The organism is Thermosynechococcus sp. M98_K2018_005, assembly GCF_015295825.1.
Taxonomy (GTDB): domain Bacteria; phylum Cyanobacteriota; class Cyanobacteriia; order Thermosynechococcales; family Thermosynechococcaceae; genus Thermosynechococcus.
In genome coordinates, this window is sequence record NZ_DVEH01000001.1 from 1 (window position 1) to 15,918 (window position 15,918).

Here is a 15,918-nt window from a genome sequence, read left to right on the forward strand (position 1 = left end):
CGTTGCGTAGCATCCTTTGGGAATCCCCTCTCTTTCAAGAAGGGGAGAAGTCAAATCCCTACTTTGTCATTGGAGCGGTGCATCTCATTTCTTCGGCAGTGCTTGGTGCTGGTGCCCTCTTTCATACGTTTCGTGCCCCCCACGATCTCAGTACTGCCACAGGGCGGGCGCGGCGCTTCCATTTCCGCTGGGACGATCCGAAACAACTGGGAATCATTCTGGGGCACCATCTGCTCTTTTTGGGATTGGGGGCCCTGCTGTTCGTGTTGAGGGCAACGAGTTGGGGTGGGCTGTATGACGCAAATTTGCAAACAGTACGCCTTGTTACTGAACCCACATTGGATCCCTTTGTTATCTACGGCTACCAAACCCACTTTGCCAGCATTGACAATCTGGAAGACTTAGTGGGGGGGCATATCTACGTTGCCGTGTTGCTCATTGCAGGTGGGATTTGGCATATTCTTGTACCGCCGCTGAATTGGGCACGGAAAGTGCTGATGTTTAATGCTGAAGCCATTCTCTCCTACTCCCTGGGCGGCATTGCCCTCGCGGGGTTTGTGGCGGCCTACTTCTGTGCAGTGAATACGCTCGCCTATCCCATAGAGTTTTATGGTCCATCTCTAGAAGTCAAATTGGGAATTGCTCCCTACTTTGCAGATACAATTGACTTGCCTCTGGGGCAGCATACTCCCCGTGCTTGGTTAGCCAATGCCCACTTCTTCCTTGCCTTTTTCTTCCTCCAAGGGCATCTTTGGCACGCGCTGCGAGCCATGGGATTTAACTTCAAGCAATTAGAAACTTTTCTCAATCCAGTTGTTGAAAATTAATTGCAGTAGTCATCCTCTTCAGCCATAGGTGCTGCCCTTGATCGCTCCGATCAAGGGTTTTTTATGAATTCAAGGCAGGCTTTTATCCTTTTGGGCAGGTTTGGTACCCCTCAGCTGTCGCGCGATCGCTGGCGCAAAGAAAATCAAAAACGCAACTTGCGCCGTGAAGACCCAGCCATAGTACCGCAGGACAGGATGTAAATCCCACTGCGCCATCAACCCTAGACTGGCCACTGTCCATAGCAGAATGATGGTTGGCAGCAGCAGTTGGCGTTTTGGCCGGGCCATGATTAAGATTCTGCTGGGGTATCGTTTTGCATGGCCTGCATGCGGGCTTTCGCTTTAGCCGCACTCTTTTTCAGGGCTTGCAGACGCAGTTCATAGCGTTTGCGTTGGCGACGATTAGGGGCTTGCTCAATCAAGAGCTTGAGGGCACTGCCAAGACTTTTGTAGGCGTTGGGAAGCTCATAACCAAAGCGGGTCGCCAGGGCGATCGCCCGCTCATCAGCAGCAATGGCTTCCTTGAGAACCTTTTCACTGTTATTGCGCTGGTAGAGCCGCCAGCCCGAAAAGCCACACAGCCCAAGGGCAAGCAGCAGCAACAGGCCGTCCTGTACCCAGAGTTCGCCCACAGCACCCCCCAGACCAATGGCCAGTGCAGCCATCTCCCAGCCATCGCGGGGAATCGTGTCATTTTGGATGCGGGCCACTTCATGCCAAAAGAGGAGGTTGCGCTGATCCTTGGCCAATTGATCCCAACGGGCTAGATCAATTTGAATTTCCACCTCATCCTTACCGATTTCCTCGCAGGTAATCAGAGGCGGATTCACCCCACTGGCTGGTTCAATCATCACCCAGCTTTGCAGCTCTGGTGGCAAGAGAGACTTGAGACGACGCAATTCTGCTAAGTCAGAACGGGCAACTGAGGATGCAGCCGAGGTCATAGCACACCACAATTCTAGGGTAGGTATTACTTATCTTAACAGTTGAAGGCTAACCAATCGGGATGACAGGATTTGAACCTGCGACCCCTTCGTCCCGAACGAAGTGCGCTACCAAGCTGCGCTACATCCCGATAACTTATCTAAGATAGCATTTGCTGGCTTTTTCCTCAATTAGGGGACTGTGCAGCAAAGAAATTTAGGCCAACTTTAGTCCACCATGCAAACTAGGGCAGTTAAAACCCTGTCTGAGAGACACTTTGAAAAATCTGCTTTATTGCGGCAACCGCAAACGAGCTACGCCTAGGAAGAACAATACTCTCCCTCTCAAGTGCCGGCAGAGTTTCAAATCAGCTGAGATCCAGTGTTTGCCCTGATTGTTTTGTTCATCTGCTCCCAGCATTGCCCACCTAAACGGCTCTACGCAGCCAGAAAAGCTATCCTAATTACTCTGCTGTGCTTGATTGGATGGGCTCGGCTTTTTCGCGATCTAGCTTTTTAGTATATCTCGTATGAGATTAAAAATCTCATCAAAAGCCTTATCACGAGTCCAAATATCTCATTTAAGATTATCTCATTTAAGATTAAAGTCGCGACAAGTTGCAAATACGCCCGCTCTCGAAGGGATGGGAGCTTTCTTTTCGAGGTTAAGATTTGCTAAAGTCACGGCCTTACGGCAAGACGGTGCTATAAATTGAGAAATATCTGCAATAAGTTAATTTTAAAAAATTGTTAGATGCAATATGTTATCATCCTTATGGTCGCCTTTTACATACATTGCCGACCCGCATCTTCAAAGGCAGCGCCGGAGAATAGGCATGTCTAAACTGATTTCCCTTGCTGAAGCCAAGGTGGGCGATCGCTACACCATTGCGAAATTAATATGCAGCAATACCCAACAACTCTTGGGGATGGGTTTGGCACCGGGGGCGGTAATCACCATCTTGGACCGGAGTGATAGCGGGGCAGTAATGGTAGCTCTTGATTCGCAGCGATTTTGCCTTAACCACGAGCTAGCCCAAAACATCTTGCTCAAGGCGCTTCCAGGGGTGAACCTGCGCACTGCGCCGGTTGGTACTCGCCTGCGCATTATTGGTTATGCTCCCACTCACCCCAGCTACAAACGCAAACTATTGGCAATGGGCTTAACCCCTGGCACCGAAGTAGAGGTGATTCGCCATGCTCCCTTGGGTGACCCCACAGACATTAAAGTGCGAGGCTTTCATTTGACCTTGCGCAAGGATGAAGCCGATGCCCTTAAGGTGTCTCTCCTCTAGATAAGGAATGTTCTATGGCAGCAACAATTGCTCTAATTGGCAACCCAAATTGCGGTAAGACAACCATTTTTAATGGCCTCACAGGGGCAAATCAGCGGGTGGGGAATTGGCCAGGAGTAACTGTTGAGCGGAAGGAGGGTTCTTATTGGGACCGCGGCCTCGCCGTAACGGTGGTGGATTTGCCGGGGGTGTATGCCCTCGATGCTGAGGATAGCGGCCTAGATGAGCAGATTGCCCGCAAGTTTCTATTGGCGCGCGAGTATGATTTGGTCGTCAATATCCTTGATGCGGCGAACTTGGAGCGTAACTTTTACCTGACCTCACAGCTGCTCGATCTGGAGGTACCGCTCCTCCTCGTCCTCAACATGATGGATGTGGCTCATGCCGCAAGAATCAACATTCATCCAGAGACGCTGAGCCAACGTTTAAGCCTTCCTGTTTTGCCCTTTTGTGCCAAACAAAAACAGTATTTTGAGCAACTGCGGCAGGAAATTCGCACTGCCTTGAAAGAACCCCAACTATCTCCGCTGAGCATTCCCCAACCTTCTGTCATTGAGGAGGCCATCGCTGATCTACTGACCCAAGGTGCTCAAAATCGAATGCAAGCTTTGGTTTGGCTGCAATATGCCGAATCCGTTTCCCAAGAGGTAATTCCTCCCTTGCGCCGATGGCGACAGCGGATTCACCAGACCTTAGGGGAAGATATTGATCTCATCATTGCCGATAGTCGCTATCGATGGATTCAGAGCCTGATGGCCGACGTTCTTGAGCAGCGCGATCGCCTGACAACCACCGTCTCAGATCGCATTGACCGCATTGTCCTCAACCGTTGGCTCGGCATTCCGATTTTCTTGGCCGTCATGTACTCAGTGTTCCTCATCTCAATTAACGTGGGGGGTGCCTTTATTGACTTCTTTGATATTGGCGTGGGCACGCTGGTTGTGGGCTGGCCAACCCAGATCCTTGCAACTCTGAATGCCCCCGGTTGGCTGATTGGTCTTTTGGCCGAAGGGGTGGGGGGCGGTATCCAAACAACGGCAACATTTATTCCCCAAATTGGTTTGCTTTTTATTTTTCTCACGCTGCTTGAGGACTCTGGTTATCTCGCACGGGCGGCCTTTGTCATGGATCGACTCATGCGCTGGATGGGTTTGCCGGGTAAATCTTTTTTGCCGATGATGATCTCCTTTGGCTGTAATATCCCCGGCATCATGGCCACCCGCACGCTCGAAAATCGGCGCGATCGCCTGATGACAATCCTTATGAATCCCTTTATGTCCTGCGGTGCTCGCTTACCGGTCTATGCCCTGTTTGTGGCGGCTTTCTTCCCGCGCAATGGACAAAATCTGGTTTTTTTACTCTACATATTGGGAATTGCAGCCGCCATCTTTACGGGTTTCTTGATGAAGCACACCCTTTTTCAGGGGGAGATGGGGCCTTTTGTCATGGAATTGCCCCGATACCATCTGCCCACATTCCAGGGAGTACTCCTGCGGGCTTGGGAGCGGCTGAAGACCTTTATTGTGCGGGCAGGCAAGATGATTGTTATTTGTGTTGCTCTACTTTCCCTGTGTGTCGGCCACTGCTGCCGTCTATCGGGAAACGAATTTGAGCTAAACGGTTTTTGTTGCGGCTTGGACCACAGGCTTGGCTTATTGGGTGGCCACGGCCTACTACCAACTCATGACATTTGCAGCCCATCCGCTGTTCTCATTCCTGTGGTTATTGGGTTTGGGAGTGGTGATGGGGATGGTGATCATGGGCTTGAAATACTGGGGCGATCGCCAGCGGTTTTCCACCCTAGGGAGGAAGTGATCGTGCTCTTGCAACTACAGGAGTATATCAGGAACCGTCAAATCGTGTCTTTGCGGGAATTGGCAACCCATTTTCGGGCACCACCAGCGGCAATTGAACCCATTTTGGATCAACTCATCCGCAAAGGCCGGGTGCAAAAAGTAGCCTCTAGACACTGTGGCGGTTGTAACCAATGCAGCTCAGAGACCTTTGAACTTTACCAATGGGGAACCAGCAATGCTATCCGAAGCAATGACAAATCGACTCAATGAACAGATCAACCTTGAGATCTATTCAGCGCATCTCTATTTGCAAATGAGTTCTTGGTGTGCCCACAAAGCTCTCGAAGGTTGTGCGGCATTCCTCAGTCAACACGCCGACGAAGAGATGGCCCACATGCGACGCCTGTTGACTTACATGCACGAAACCGGTGCTTTGGCCATTCTAGGAGATGTGGCAGCGCCACCGCACACCTTTCAGTCTCTGAAGGAGATGTTCAGCAAAGTCTATGAGCATGAACAGCTCGTAACCCGCAAAATCAATGAGCTAGTCCAGTTGGCAGATACGGAGCCTGACTATGCAACATTGCAATTCTTGCAGTGGTACGTCGCTGAACAACACCAAGAGGAGTTTTTATTCAAGAGCATCCTCGACAAAATTGAACTGATTGGCACAAAGGGGCAGGGACTCTTCTTCATTGACCAAGAAATTGGCAAGCTTGCCTCAGCCAAGTCTCCCACTAACACTAAAGTGTAATTGACGCCCGTCGCCCCGAAAGTTAGGTGCCGCTTGAGAAAGTGTCATGTGTCGCTCTACAGGTTCCCAGAAGCTCAGAGTATCGTTTAGTTAGTGAGGAGTGATTCGCAAACAAAAGTCCTGGGGTCGAAACACGGCAAGACTCCCGGGGCTTTTTATTTATTTTGAATTTTGAGCTAAAGCCATTACCTTATAGAGTATGCCGTTGCGAATTTCTGGCCAGCGATCGCTCAAAACCCTTCCCGGCCACAGTACCCGTCCCACGAGTGCCAAAGTTCGCCAAGCGATTTTCAATATTTGGCAGGGTCGCCTACAAGGGTGTTGCTGGCTGGATTTGTGTGCTGGTACTGGTGCAATGGGAGCGGAAGCTCTGCTGCGTGGCGCCCAGTGGGTGGTGGGTATTGAGCAATCTCCCCAAGCCTGCCAAGTCATTCGTCAAAACTGGTCAGCCCTTGCCCAACCCCATCAGCACACGCTGGTTTTGCGGGGGGATGTGCGCCAGAAATTGCCTCAAGTTCCTATTCCCCAGTTTGACTTGATTTATTTTGACCCCCCCTACAATAGTGATTTATATCTACCCGTTCTCCAGTTGCTCTGGCAGGACAAGCGTCTCACCCCTGAAGGAGAAATTGCCGTTGAGTGTCGCACAAAACATCCACCAGACTTAGAGGCGATTCTGGCGATCGGCTGGCAGCAGCAGCGAATTAAAATCTATGGCAGTACAGCGGTGCTTTTCTTTTGTGGCCACCCAATTTGACGTTTGCGAGGCAATTTCATCCTTCCGAAATTGGGAATATTCAATCGGCAGTGTGGCAGTTGCAAGAGACCCTGCACGCGCGGTACAGTGTCCATAACATTCTGCAGCGAGCCAGGGAGTGCGTCTGGCTGAGAGCTTGTTCATACAGCGAATCAAGTCCTTTACGCCACCAACGGCTAGGGACAAAGTTAGATTGTTGGGCGCCCCTCCAATACTCCCAGTGTCTCGCCAGTGGTTCCTCAACAAGGACTTTCTATGCAAACTCGCCCCCTCGGTCGCACGGAGATTCAAATTACGCCACTCATTCTTGGCACTTGGCAAGCCGGTAAACGCTGGTGGGTCGGTATTGAGGATGAGGAGTCCATTCGCACGATTCGTACTGCTGTCGAAGCAGGGATGATCACCATTGATACGGCAGAAGTCTATGGTGATGGTCATTCAGAGCGGATTGTGGCTGCTGCTGTGGGAGACTTGCGCGATCGCTGTGTCTATGCGACAAAGGTCTTTGCCAATCACTTGCGCTACAAAGAGGTGATTGCCGCTTGCGAGCGATCGCTTCGCAACCTCAACACCGACTACATTGATCTCTACCAAATTCACTGGCCAGCCGGTTCCTTTGGCTCAGAAATCGTGCCCATTGAGGAAACCATGCAGGCAATGGTGGAGTTGAAAGTCGCCGGCAAAATCCGTGCCATTGGTGTCTCCAACTTTTCCCGTGCCCAACTGGCTGAGGCAATGCAGTACGGACGCATTGACAGCATCCAGCCCCCCTATTCCCTCTTTTGGCGCTGGGCAGAAAGAGAATTAATTCCCTTCTGCATTGAGCACGACATTAGCATTTTGGCCTACTCCCCCCTGGCCCAAGGGTTACTCACGGGTCGCTTTGGCCCCGGCCACCAGTTTGATCCCGACGATAACCGTGCCAAAAACCAACTCTTTCAGGGGGAAACCTACGCCCGTGCCCTCGAGGCGATTGAACTGATGAAGCCCATTGCCACCAGCTTGGGCACGACGCTAGGGAATTTAGCCTTGGCGTGGCTACTCCATCAACCACAAACCTGTGCCATTGTTGGTGCCCGCCATCCAGAGCAGGTGCTAGAAAATATCAAAGCGGCTGACCTCCACTTAGATGAGTCGATTTTGGCCATGCTCGATGAAATTAGCCAGCCAGTCATCGCCACCCTTGATCCGGAAAATCCAGTAATGTGGAAGTGGTAGTTCAAATTCACCAACCTCTCTATGGAACTCCTCGGTCTTGGGGCAATTGTTCTCTACTTCTTAATTGCCCTGCGCTTTTGGCAAGGGTTTCACCGCACGTACTACACACAATCGCGCTTTATGCTCAGTGTGCTGTGGCTGCCACTGCTCGTGAATAAGTCCTATCGGGAAAACTTTCGCCGCGCACTGCTGGGCTAGGTGAGGGGGACGATTTGGCTGATTGGCGGCACCCATGAGAGTCGCTGGATTGCCGATTTAATCCTCTGCCAAGGGTTTCCTTGCTGGGTGAGCGTAACGACACCAGCCGCCTCTGGCCTTTATGCAGCCCATCCATTGCTTACGTGCCATGTTGAGCGCTTGACCCCTGACCACGCCCGCGAGTTAATTCAGCAACACTCTATTCAGGGGATTGTGGATGCCTCCCATCCCTTTGCAGTTGCCATCTCTGCCCTTGCTATTGAGATCAGCCGAGAACTGGGGCTGCCTTACCTGCGGTTTGAACGCCCAAATTTGCCCCAAGTAACGGGTATCTATACAGATGTAGCGACGCTGCTGCAAAGTCATCTGTTGGTGGGGGAGCGGGTATTGTTGACCGTGGGGGTAAAACAGTTGGCGTCCTTTGCCCCTCTCCAGCGTCAAGCAACGCTCTTTGCACGGATTTTACCCACAGTCACTGCCCTAGAAACTGCCCTAGCGGCCGGGTTTGATCGCCAGCGGTTAGTTGCCATTTTCCCACCTGTGTCCTTCGAGCTCGAACGCGCCCTTTGGCAACAGTGGCAGATTACAGCGGTGGTGACCAAGGCCTCGGGTACTGAGAGTGAGCAGATCAAGCAGACCCTTGCCCGTGAGCTGGGGGTGAAGCTGATTACACTACAACGCCCCCCTATGGTTTATCCGCGCCAAACGAGCGATCGCGCTGGTATCGAGGCCTTTTTGCAGGAATTAGCCACCTCTAAACAAAGCGATCGGTCACCGCCCCCAGACTACTAGAAGACACCAGTTTGGCATACTTGGCCAACACCCCACGGGTATAGCGCGGCGCCGGGGGCTGCCATTTAGCCCGCCGCGCTGCCAGTTCTTCCTCACTGACATTCAGTTGCAGCAGCCGCTGATGGGCATCAATGGTGATCGAGTCTCCCTCCTCCACCAGGGCGATCGTCCCACCCACCGCCGCCTCTGGAGCCACGTGACCCACGACCATGCCATAGGTACCACCAGAGAAGCGACCATCGGTAATGAGGCCAACACTATCCCCTAAACCGGCACCAATAATGGCAGAGGTGGGAGCCAGCATTTCCCGCATCCCGGGACCACCAACAGGGCCTTCATAGCGAATGACAATGACATCGCCGGGATTGATCTTGCCGGCAAGAATGGCATCAAGACAGGCTTCCTCGGAGTCAAAGACGCGGGCCGGCCCAGTAATTTGGGGATTTTTCACCCCAGAGATTTTGGCCACAGCACCCTCACTGGCTAAATTGCCCTTGAGAATGGTCAGGTGGCCGGTGGCGTAGAGAGGCTTGTCAAACGGACGAATCACATCTTGGTTGGGATCGGGGGTATCGGGCACATCCCGCAGCCGCTCGGCAATGGTTTCCCCCGTAATCGTTAGGCAATCCCCGTGGAGCAAACCAGCATTGAGGAGCATTTTCATCACTTGGGGAATGCCCCCTGCCCGATGTAGATCCGCAGTGACGTATTTACCGGAGGGCTTGAGGTCGCAGAGGACAGGCACCCGTTGGCGAATGGTTTCAAAGTCATCAATGGTGAGGGGAACCTCGGCACTGTGGGCGATCGCCAGAAAGTGCAGCACGGCATTTGTCGAGCCACCGATCGCCATAATCACACTGAGGGCATTTTCAATGGATTTGCGGGTGATAATATCGCGCGGTCGAATATTCTTGCGAATCGCCTCCACCAGCACCTTGCCCGCTAGCTCTGTATTGTCAGCTTTTTCAGCATCCTCCGCCGTCATCGTTGAGGAGTACATTAGGCTCATGCCCATGGCTTCAAAGGCTGAGGACATTGTGTTGGCCGTGAACATACCGCCGCAGGAACCGGCTCCCGGACAGGCATGGTGTTCAATGGCATGGAGCGTCGCCTCATCCATTTTGCCGGCACTAAACTGACCCACGGCTTCAAAGGCACTAACAACCGTAAGGTCTTGACCCTGCCAGTGACCAGGCTTAATCGTGCCGCCATAGACAAAAATGGCGGGAATGTTCATCCGTGCCATGGCAATCATCGCGCCGGGCATATTTTTGTCGCAGCCGCCGATCGCCAGCACCCCATCCATACTTTGGGCATTACAGGCGGTCTCAATCGAATCAGCAATCACATCTCGCGAGACCAAGGAGTATTTCATCCCCTCCGTGCCCATGGAAATACCATCGCTGACCGTAATTGTGCCAAACAACTGCGGCATCCCCCCCGCTGCACGAATGCCTGCTTCGGCGCGACTGGCAAGGGCGGCAATCCCCATATTGCAAGGGGTAATCGTACTGTGGGCACTGGCCACCCCAACAATGGGCTTGTTGAAATCCTCATCGCCAAAGCCCACGGCTCGCAGCATGGCTCGGTTGGGGGTGCGTTGAACGCCTTCTGTAATGATGCGACTGCGCCAGTTTTCTGCCATAGTGTTCTCGCGATCGGCCTAAACGTCAATAGAGCATCCTTCTATTTTCCCTCACCCGTGGACGATCGCTCCAGAGGCCAAGCCAAATAAAACCCTAAAGCAGCAAACAAGCCTAGACCAGAAAGATACTTCACACTGTTGGGAATCAGCGGATTGGGCGACCAGAAGCCCTCAATTATACCCGCAGTCACCAGTAGGGGTACAATTCCAAACATGAGTTGCGCGGCTAAGGCACCATTGCGCTTCAAAGCGCTAAAGCGGCGGTATCGCCCCGGAAAAAGAACCGCCTGCCCCAGCAACAGACCCGCAGCACCGGCTAGAAAAATGGCGGGCAACTCCAAGGCACCATGGGGACTGACAAACGCCCAAAAGGGATACTCTAGGTTGTTTTGCGCCACAAGGGCAGCGATTGCCCCCATATGTAAGCCATTGTTCCACAGGATATAGAGGGTTCCTAGCCCCCCTAGGATTCCTCCCGCCAGCGTTGCAAAAGCAACACTCAGGTTATTGGTCATAATCGCACTGGAGGCGAAGGGTTCGACACCCACAATTGACCCCATCCACAGCTTGCCCTCCTCTTCTACGAGGGACAGAATATCTGAGGGCACGATCAGTTCCAAAAATTGGCGATCGCTCCACCCATACCACCAAGCGATTGCGGCCCCCACCAGAAAGACCCCGAAGGCAAAGGCAGTATAGGCCCATGTTTGCTGGACCACTGCCGGGAAGCCCCGCTGGAAAAACCACCAAACTTTGCGCCAATCTTGGGAGCGCTGCCCCTGATAGACTTGGCTGTAGCTCCGCAAGGTGAGACCCTGCAAATAGCTGACGATGCTACTGCCCAAGCGGCGAGTTTTTGCCCGCGCCAAATCTGCACTGACCAAGCGGTACAACTGACTGAGGCGGCAAATCTCCGTTGCCGATAGCCCCTGAATCCCCTCTGTCTCAGCACGGTTGAGGAGTTGTTCTAGCTCTAGCCACTGCGGCTCTTGGCGGATCAGCCAGCGTTCAACATTCACGACTGTCGGATTCCTCTTGAATCGCCCCCAAAAAGGACGCTAGGCGTTTGCGGGGAATGTAGGGCCAGCCGCCATTGGTTTCAATATCCCGCAGCAATTTATAGAGCGCTTGGCGGTTGGTGGGCAAGGCCGCTTGAAACTGATTGTCACAAATTTCACGGTGCAATTGCTCCAAAAGGCGCAGCAGTGCCAACAGGTCGTGGACATTTCCATTGGCTTGGTCAGCCGCCATACGGATGCGTTCAGCAAGGGCGTTGAGGTCGGTTGTACTTAAAGAGGATGGTGAGGAAATCATTTTTTCTATAAAGCTTTTTGAACTGAGAATAACGATGTTTTAGCACAGTTGCTACGATCGTCTTAACAAAGAAAGAGGTTTCTGACCATGTTTCGGACACCTGTTGCCCTTCTGGGGACAGCAACTTTAAGCCTAGGTCTGGCGATCGCCCCCCCTGTTTTGGCAGAAATGGAAGTGAAAGTGGCTCGCGACAGTAGAGGCCGTGTTTATACGGTAGATATGCATTCCCGTCGCTTTTATCCAAGTGGATTTTAGCCTCTCGACCGTTGGAGACGATTACTGGCATCAGGCAACCGCCTCCTGTAATCCCTACGATGTTAAGAGTGATTATTACGGTTGGGAGTGGACTGGGACAAAAAGCTATCCTCCCGGCACGATAGCGGGTGACATTGCCCGTGCGGTCTGTCGTCGTTAACCTGCTGCTGCACCAATACCCCGTGCGAGGTCAGCGGGAGCAAAAACCCCTAGCTCCGTGATAATGCCGCTAATTAAATGGGCAGGGGTGACATCAAAGGCAGGATTATAAAAATCCACGCCAGCGGGTGTAATGCGGCTAAACCCCACCTGATAAATTTCTTGGGGGTGTCGCTCCTCAATGGGAATTTCCGCTCCAGTGGCAATTTTGGTGTCAATAGTAGAAAGGGGTGCGGCGACAAAGAAGGGAATGTTATGGGCTTTGGCAGCAAGGGCAACACTATAGGTGCCAATTTTGTTGGCGGTATCTCCATTCAGGGCAATGCGATCGGCACCCACCACCACCGCATCAATCATCCCCCGCTGCATACAGTGCGCCGCCATCGTATCCGCAAGCAGGGTGACGGGAATCCCCTCTTGCACACATTCCCAAGCGGTTAATTTAGCTCCCTGAAGGCGGGGACGAGTTTCATCGGCATAAACCCGCTCCAAGCGACCCGCCGCCCAAGCCGCACGAACCACCCCTAACGCTGTTCCATAGCCTGCTGTCGCTAGGGCACCGGCATTGCAGTGGGTGAGCAAGCGCAACTTCTCGGGAGTTGTCGGCAGGATACTAAGGCCGTTTTCACCAATGGCTTGACAGGTTTGCACATCTTCACGGGCAATGGTTTGGGCGGTTTCAAGAAGGTGATGCTGGAGTTCCTCAAGGGTGGCTGTGGCCTGCTGGGCTGCCCCTAGCATGCGATCGATGGCCCAAAATAAATTCACTGCCGTCGGGCGGGTTTGCCGCAATTCGGAAGCGACATTCTCCAGGTGAGCCAAGAAGCCCTCGCGATCGCTCCCCGTGTATTCCCGTGCCCCTAAGACCATGCCAAAAGCGGCTGCCACACCAATCGCTGGTGCACCCCGGACAATCATTGTCCGAATGGCGATGGCCATCTCCGCTGCGGTGGTGATGTCCTTGAGTTCATACTGTTCTGGCAAGCGGGTTTGGTCGATTAATTGCACGCGATCGCCCGCCCACACCACAGGAAAGATGGTTCCGACATTTGCTGTGACAGCCACAACAGCCTCCGTGCTCACTAAAATAAAATTGAATACAAATCATAACCCAAGGGAGAGCTTATCAGTCTGGAATTTAGCCCCCTAGGCAAAGGTCAGTTCACCATTCACCTCGAGACGGGTAAATTGGTTGGGAATCAGAAACTGCTCCCCCAAGGTTTCCGCCACACTGGGGGTAATCCAGCCCAGTTGCTTCAAAAGTTGAATGGCAACGGCATATTTGGCACGCTTGGCGCCATCGCTGACCTTAATTGCCAATCCCATGCCTTCGCCCACACGACCCACACACTGAATCCCCTCAGCTCCAGACTTACTGAGGATTTCCCCCTCCGTGAGGCGCATTAGCTCGCTATCAAAGGCACCGACTCCGGCAACAAAATCAGGATGGTGAGTCATGGCACGAACGACGCGCTCCATTGCCCAGTCATTGCCCGAGGCCAGTTGGCCGTAAAGGGTAGCCATCTGCACCAGCTGCATCAAGTACGTGGGCGCCCCACAGTCGTCGTGGGCACAGATAAATTCTGCGGCGGGCATCTTCAGTAGTTCCGCCACCTTGGAGAGGATCAGGGTCTGAACGGGGTGATTTTTGTGGAGATAGCTTGCCAATGGCCAATTGCGCTGTTGACAAACCGCTAGCATTCCCGCGTGTTTACCCGAACAGTTGTGTTGGAGTGCCCCTTGGCGGCCGGGGGGAACGGGACATTGCAAAGCGGTGGGATCCACATCAGCACGCCAGAGAATATTAAAGACTTGGCGTACTTGCTCAATACGGCCTTGGTGAGAGCTACAGATAATGGCGAGGTCGCGATCGCTCAAGTCAAACCGCTCCATCGTGCCCGTGGTGGTCACTGCCAAGGCTTGAAAGGGCTTGAGGGCAGAGCGGATAAAAGCAGCGGTTTCAGCGTTTCCCGCAAGGGCAAGAATTCGCCCCCGCACATCACAGACAACGGCATGGGCATGGTGGCGCGACTCAACAATCCCTTCCCGCAGTAAGCAAACATCGAGGGCAGGGGCTTGGGTGCGTTTGGACATAGATTCGGTCATGCGGGTAAATGAGCAACAATAGCAGCAGTAGCTACAGGAGTGCCCAAGCAAGGGCCAGTCCCAACGAAAAGAGCACGAGTGCCAAAAGGGTCACCTGTAACCGTTGCAAAATCGGGCGCAACTCGTAGGTATAGATCAGGCGATCTTGAGCCAATTCCGCTTCGGGCTTTTGCCATTCTTGACCGTCATACCAGCCCGTTTCTTCATAAACCACGGTGGGACGTTGCAGGCGATCGCCGACGTAGGCCCAACCCAACACAAGGCGCAGGAGAATGAGTAACAGCAGGAAATTGGCGCCTAGGGCACCGGCCAAGAACGTGTGAATGGGTGCCTCTTTCAGAGAAAAGCTGGCGATCGCCACCGGTCCACTGACTAGCCAAGCCATCCCCCACAGCAATGCCAAACGCCGTTGAAAACGCGGACGCGGCCAACTCGACCATTCAAAAAACCAAGAGGCTTTGAGGTCACGATATTCGTTGATCGGTCGTTGATCTGCCGGGACAGGACAGAGAATCTGAGACACAGTGGCACAAGTTTAAGGACACTGTTTCCAGCATACCAGTCTCGCTGAAATCGTGGATCGCCACAGCATGTATGCAATCGGGCGATCGCCCCGTACACTAGAGGGTGGCACTCCAACCCTGCGTCTAGTGGGGGAAAAACGTTGTTGGTATATTGATTAATCCCTAACTCCGGCACCTTTGATGGAATGGCACCATTTTGATGTTGCGCAATTACGTCTGATTGATCAGTTGCTGGCCGGGCACAACCTGAGTCCAGCACAGTACGATATTACGCGCCGTGTGATTTATGCAACGGGGGATTTAGAATATCTGAATTTGATTGTCTATTCAGAGCAGGCCCTGCAATCCGGTGTGGCTGCCCTTGCCGCTCATACCCCGATTGTGGTGGATGTGACGATGGTGCAGGTGGGGGTGCTCTCCTACACTCAAAATACCTTTGGCAATCCCATTTACTGTGGAGCAGAAACCTTCACCCGTCCGCAGCAGGAAAAGTCCCGCATTGCCTTTGGTGTAGAAACCTTGGCACGACGCCATCCCACAGCCATTTTTGTTATCAGTAGTGATCCTTCAGTCCTAGAACCCCTCCTGACCTTAGTGGAGGCTCAGGAAATTCGCCCTGCCTTAATTATTGACGCTGCCCCCAATTTTCTCCCTCCCATTTTGGATCGCCTGCAAAAGTCTTGGGTGCCCCACATCTCCATTAAGGGATGCAAGGGGGGCGTGAGCGTTGCCACAGCAATTATGAACGGCTTACTCAAGTTGGCTTGGACGGCCTATGGTGATCCCCTTCCCTGAAACGAGTGAATGGCTCTGTATCGGCCAAATTGTCGGTGCCCACGGCCTGCGGGGGGCGGTCAAGGTCAAGCCCTTTAGCGATTTTCCCGAACGCTTTACAGTGGCGGGTTCTCGTTGGTTGCGATCCCTTCGGCAGCCCCAACCCTATGCGGTTACCCTCGTGCGGGGGCGATTTTTACCCCGTGCTGAACAGTTTGTCGTTACCTTTGCGGAAGTCAGCGATCGCACCGCAGCGGAGGCACTCAAGGGGGCAGAAATTTTAGTCCCCGCCAGCGATCGCCCACCCCTTGCAGCCAATGAATACCACCTCATGGACTTGATTGGACTCGCCGTGTATCACCAAGGTGAGCGGGTTGGCGAAGTGGTGGGCTTGGTCAATGCGGGCAATGACCTACTAGAAGTGCAGTTACTCGACCCAGCGCACAAAGCCCCCCGATCGGTGTATATTCCCTTTGTGCCAGCCATCGTGCCGGTGGTTGATCTAGCAGCCCGAAGAATTGAAATTGATCCCCCCTTAGGGCTGTTGCCCTGATCAATCCCTACTAAGATCGTTAATAATA

General features: G+C 53.0%; 19 protein-coding genes, 1 tRNA gene and 1 pseudogene. 12 read left to right on the forward strand and 9 right to left on the reverse strand.

The features are described 5' to 3' along the window. The coding region (locus IGQ15_RS00005; protein WP_297047343.1) for a chlorophyll a/b binding light-harvesting protein at positions 1–827 on the forward strand (827 nt) is incomplete at its 5' end. A gap of 69 nt (positions 828–896) precedes the next feature. On the opposite strand, the gene IGQ15_RS00010 is transcribed toward IGQ15_RS00005, so the two are convergent. The 3 genes from IGQ15_RS00010 to IGQ15_RS00020 all read right to left on the reverse strand — a co-directional run bounded on the left by IGQ15_RS00010 (position 897) and on the right by IGQ15_RS00020 (position 1,902). Further along, a complete protein-coding gene (locus IGQ15_RS00010; protein ID WP_297047346.1) occupies positions 897–1,115 on the reverse strand; it encodes a hypothetical protein in 219 nt (72 codons plus the stop codon). 2 nt (positions 1,116–1,117) lie between these two features. Beyond that, on the reverse strand, positions 1,118–1,771 hold the full coding sequence (locus IGQ15_RS00015) for a DUF3318 domain-containing protein (protein ID WP_297047349.1): 654 nt from the start codon (positions 1,769–1,771) through the stop codon (positions 1,118–1,120). Positions 1,772–1,828: 57 nt separating this feature from the next. Continuing rightward, positions 1,829–1,902, reverse strand: a tRNA-Pro gene (locus IGQ15_RS00020). Positions 1,903–2,586: 684 nt separating this feature from the next. Between IGQ15_RS00020 and IGQ15_RS00025 the strand changes: the two genes are divergently transcribed. From IGQ15_RS00025 to IGQ15_RS00065, 8 genes and pseudogenes are all read left to right on the forward strand, one after another. Beyond that, positions 2,587–3,045, forward strand: a complete 459-nt coding sequence (locus IGQ15_RS00025) for a ferrous iron transport protein A (RefSeq protein WP_297047351.1) — start codon at positions 2,587–2,589, stop codon at positions 3,043–3,045. A 14-nt stretch (positions 3,046–3,059) separates the two neighbouring features. After that, positions 3,060–4,860 (forward strand): annotated as a pseudogene (feoB, locus tag IGQ15_RS00030) (ferrous iron transport protein B). Positions 4,861–4,862: 2 nt separating this feature from the next. After that, complete coding sequence (locus tag IGQ15_RS00040; RefSeq protein ID WP_297047522.1) at positions 4,863–5,111, forward strand: FeoC-like transcriptional regulator; 249 nt, start codon at positions 4,863–4,865, stop codon at positions 5,109–5,111. Then, entirely contained in the window at positions 5,077–5,595 is a 519-nt protein-coding gene (ftnA, locus tag IGQ15_RS00045) for a non-heme ferritin (RefSeq protein WP_363315747.1), read from the forward strand. Before IGQ15_RS00040 ends, ftnA begins: the two co-directional genes overlap by 35 nt. Positions 5,596–5,794: 199 nt before the next feature. Further along, entirely contained in the window at positions 5,795–6,352 is a 558-nt protein-coding gene (rsmD, locus tag IGQ15_RS00050; RefSeq protein ID WP_297047356.1) for a 16S rRNA (guanine(966)-N(2))-methyltransferase RsmD, read from the forward strand. A gap of 255 nt (positions 6,353–6,607) precedes the next feature. Next, a complete protein-coding gene (locus tag IGQ15_RS00055) occupies positions 6,608–7,570 on the forward strand; it encodes an aldo/keto reductase (protein WP_297047358.1) in 963 nt (320 codons plus the stop codon). A gap of 21 nt (positions 7,571–7,591) precedes the next feature. Next, positions 7,592–7,768 (forward strand): hypothetical protein, encoded by a 177-nt coding sequence (locus IGQ15_RS00060; protein ID WP_297047361.1) that lies wholly within the window; start codon positions 7,592–7,594, stop codon positions 7,766–7,768. Continuing rightward, positions 7,769–8,560 (forward strand): cobalt-precorrin-6A reductase, encoded by a 792-nt coding sequence (locus IGQ15_RS00065; RefSeq protein ID WP_297047363.1) that lies wholly within the window; start codon positions 7,769–7,771, stop codon positions 8,558–8,560. It begins immediately after the preceding gene. Here IGQ15_RS00065 and ilvD read toward each other — a convergent pair. From ilvD to IGQ15_RS00080, 3 genes are read right to left on the reverse strand one after another with little or no spacing between them, the layout of a single operon-like run. Then, a complete protein-coding gene (ilvD, locus tag IGQ15_RS00070; protein WP_297047366.1) occupies positions 8,523–10,205 on the reverse strand; it encodes a dihydroxy-acid dehydratase in 1,683 nt (560 codons plus the stop codon). The genes IGQ15_RS00065 and ilvD overlap by 38 nt on opposite strands. Positions 10,206–10,246: 41 nt before the next feature. Further along, positions 10,247–11,224 (reverse strand): stage II sporulation protein M, encoded by a 978-nt coding sequence (locus tag IGQ15_RS00075; RefSeq protein WP_297047369.1) that lies wholly within the window; start codon positions 11,222–11,224, stop codon positions 10,247–10,249. Next, a complete protein-coding gene (locus IGQ15_RS00080) occupies positions 11,214–11,519 on the reverse strand; it encodes a hypothetical protein (RefSeq protein WP_297047371.1) in 306 nt (101 codons plus the stop codon). The genes IGQ15_RS00075 and IGQ15_RS00080 overlap by 11 nt, the downstream gene beginning before the upstream one ends. 87 nt (positions 11,520–11,606) lie before the next feature. On the opposite strand from IGQ15_RS00080, the gene IGQ15_RS00085 reads away from it, so the two are divergent. Next, positions 11,607–11,774: a hypothetical protein gene (locus IGQ15_RS00085; protein WP_297047373.1), complete on the forward strand. Its 168-nt coding sequence runs from the start codon at positions 11,607–11,609 to the stop codon at positions 11,772–11,774. 156 nt (positions 11,775–11,930) lie between these two features. Here IGQ15_RS00085 and mtnA read toward each other — a convergent pair whose 3' ends face one another. The 3 genes from mtnA to IGQ15_RS00100 all read right to left on the reverse strand — a co-directional run bounded on the left by mtnA (position 11,931) and on the right by IGQ15_RS00100 (position 14,562). Next, a complete protein-coding gene (mtnA, locus tag IGQ15_RS00090; RefSeq protein ID WP_297047376.1) occupies positions 11,931–12,998 on the reverse strand; it encodes an S-methyl-5-thioribose-1-phosphate isomerase in 1,068 nt (355 codons plus the stop codon). 81 nt (positions 12,999–13,079) lie between these two features. Then, positions 13,080–14,027 carry an asparaginase gene (locus IGQ15_RS00095; RefSeq protein WP_363315748.1) on the reverse strand — a complete coding sequence of 316 codons (948 nt, stop codon included), beginning with the start codon at positions 14,025–14,027 and terminating at the stop codon, positions 13,080–13,082. Between the two features lie 43 nt (positions 14,028–14,070). After that, positions 14,071–14,562: a CGLD27 family protein gene (locus IGQ15_RS00100; protein ID WP_297047381.1), complete on the reverse strand. Its 492-nt coding sequence runs from the start codon at positions 14,560–14,562 to the stop codon at positions 14,071–14,073. Between the two features lie 181 nt (positions 14,563–14,743). Between IGQ15_RS00100 and IGQ15_RS00105 the strand changes: the two genes are divergently transcribed. Together IGQ15_RS00105 and rimM are read left to right on the forward strand one after the other, a co-directional pair. After that, complete coding sequence (locus IGQ15_RS00105; protein ID WP_297047383.1) at positions 14,744–15,358, forward strand: precorrin-8X methylmutase; 615 nt, start codon at positions 14,744–14,746, stop codon at positions 15,356–15,358. Beyond that, positions 15,339–15,890: a ribosome maturation factor RimM gene (gene rimM, locus IGQ15_RS00110; RefSeq protein ID WP_297047385.1), complete on the forward strand. Its 552-nt coding sequence runs from the start codon at positions 15,339–15,341 to the stop codon at positions 15,888–15,890. The genes IGQ15_RS00105 and rimM overlap by 20 nt, the downstream gene beginning before the upstream one ends. Positions 15,891–15,918: the final 28 nt, after the last annotated feature.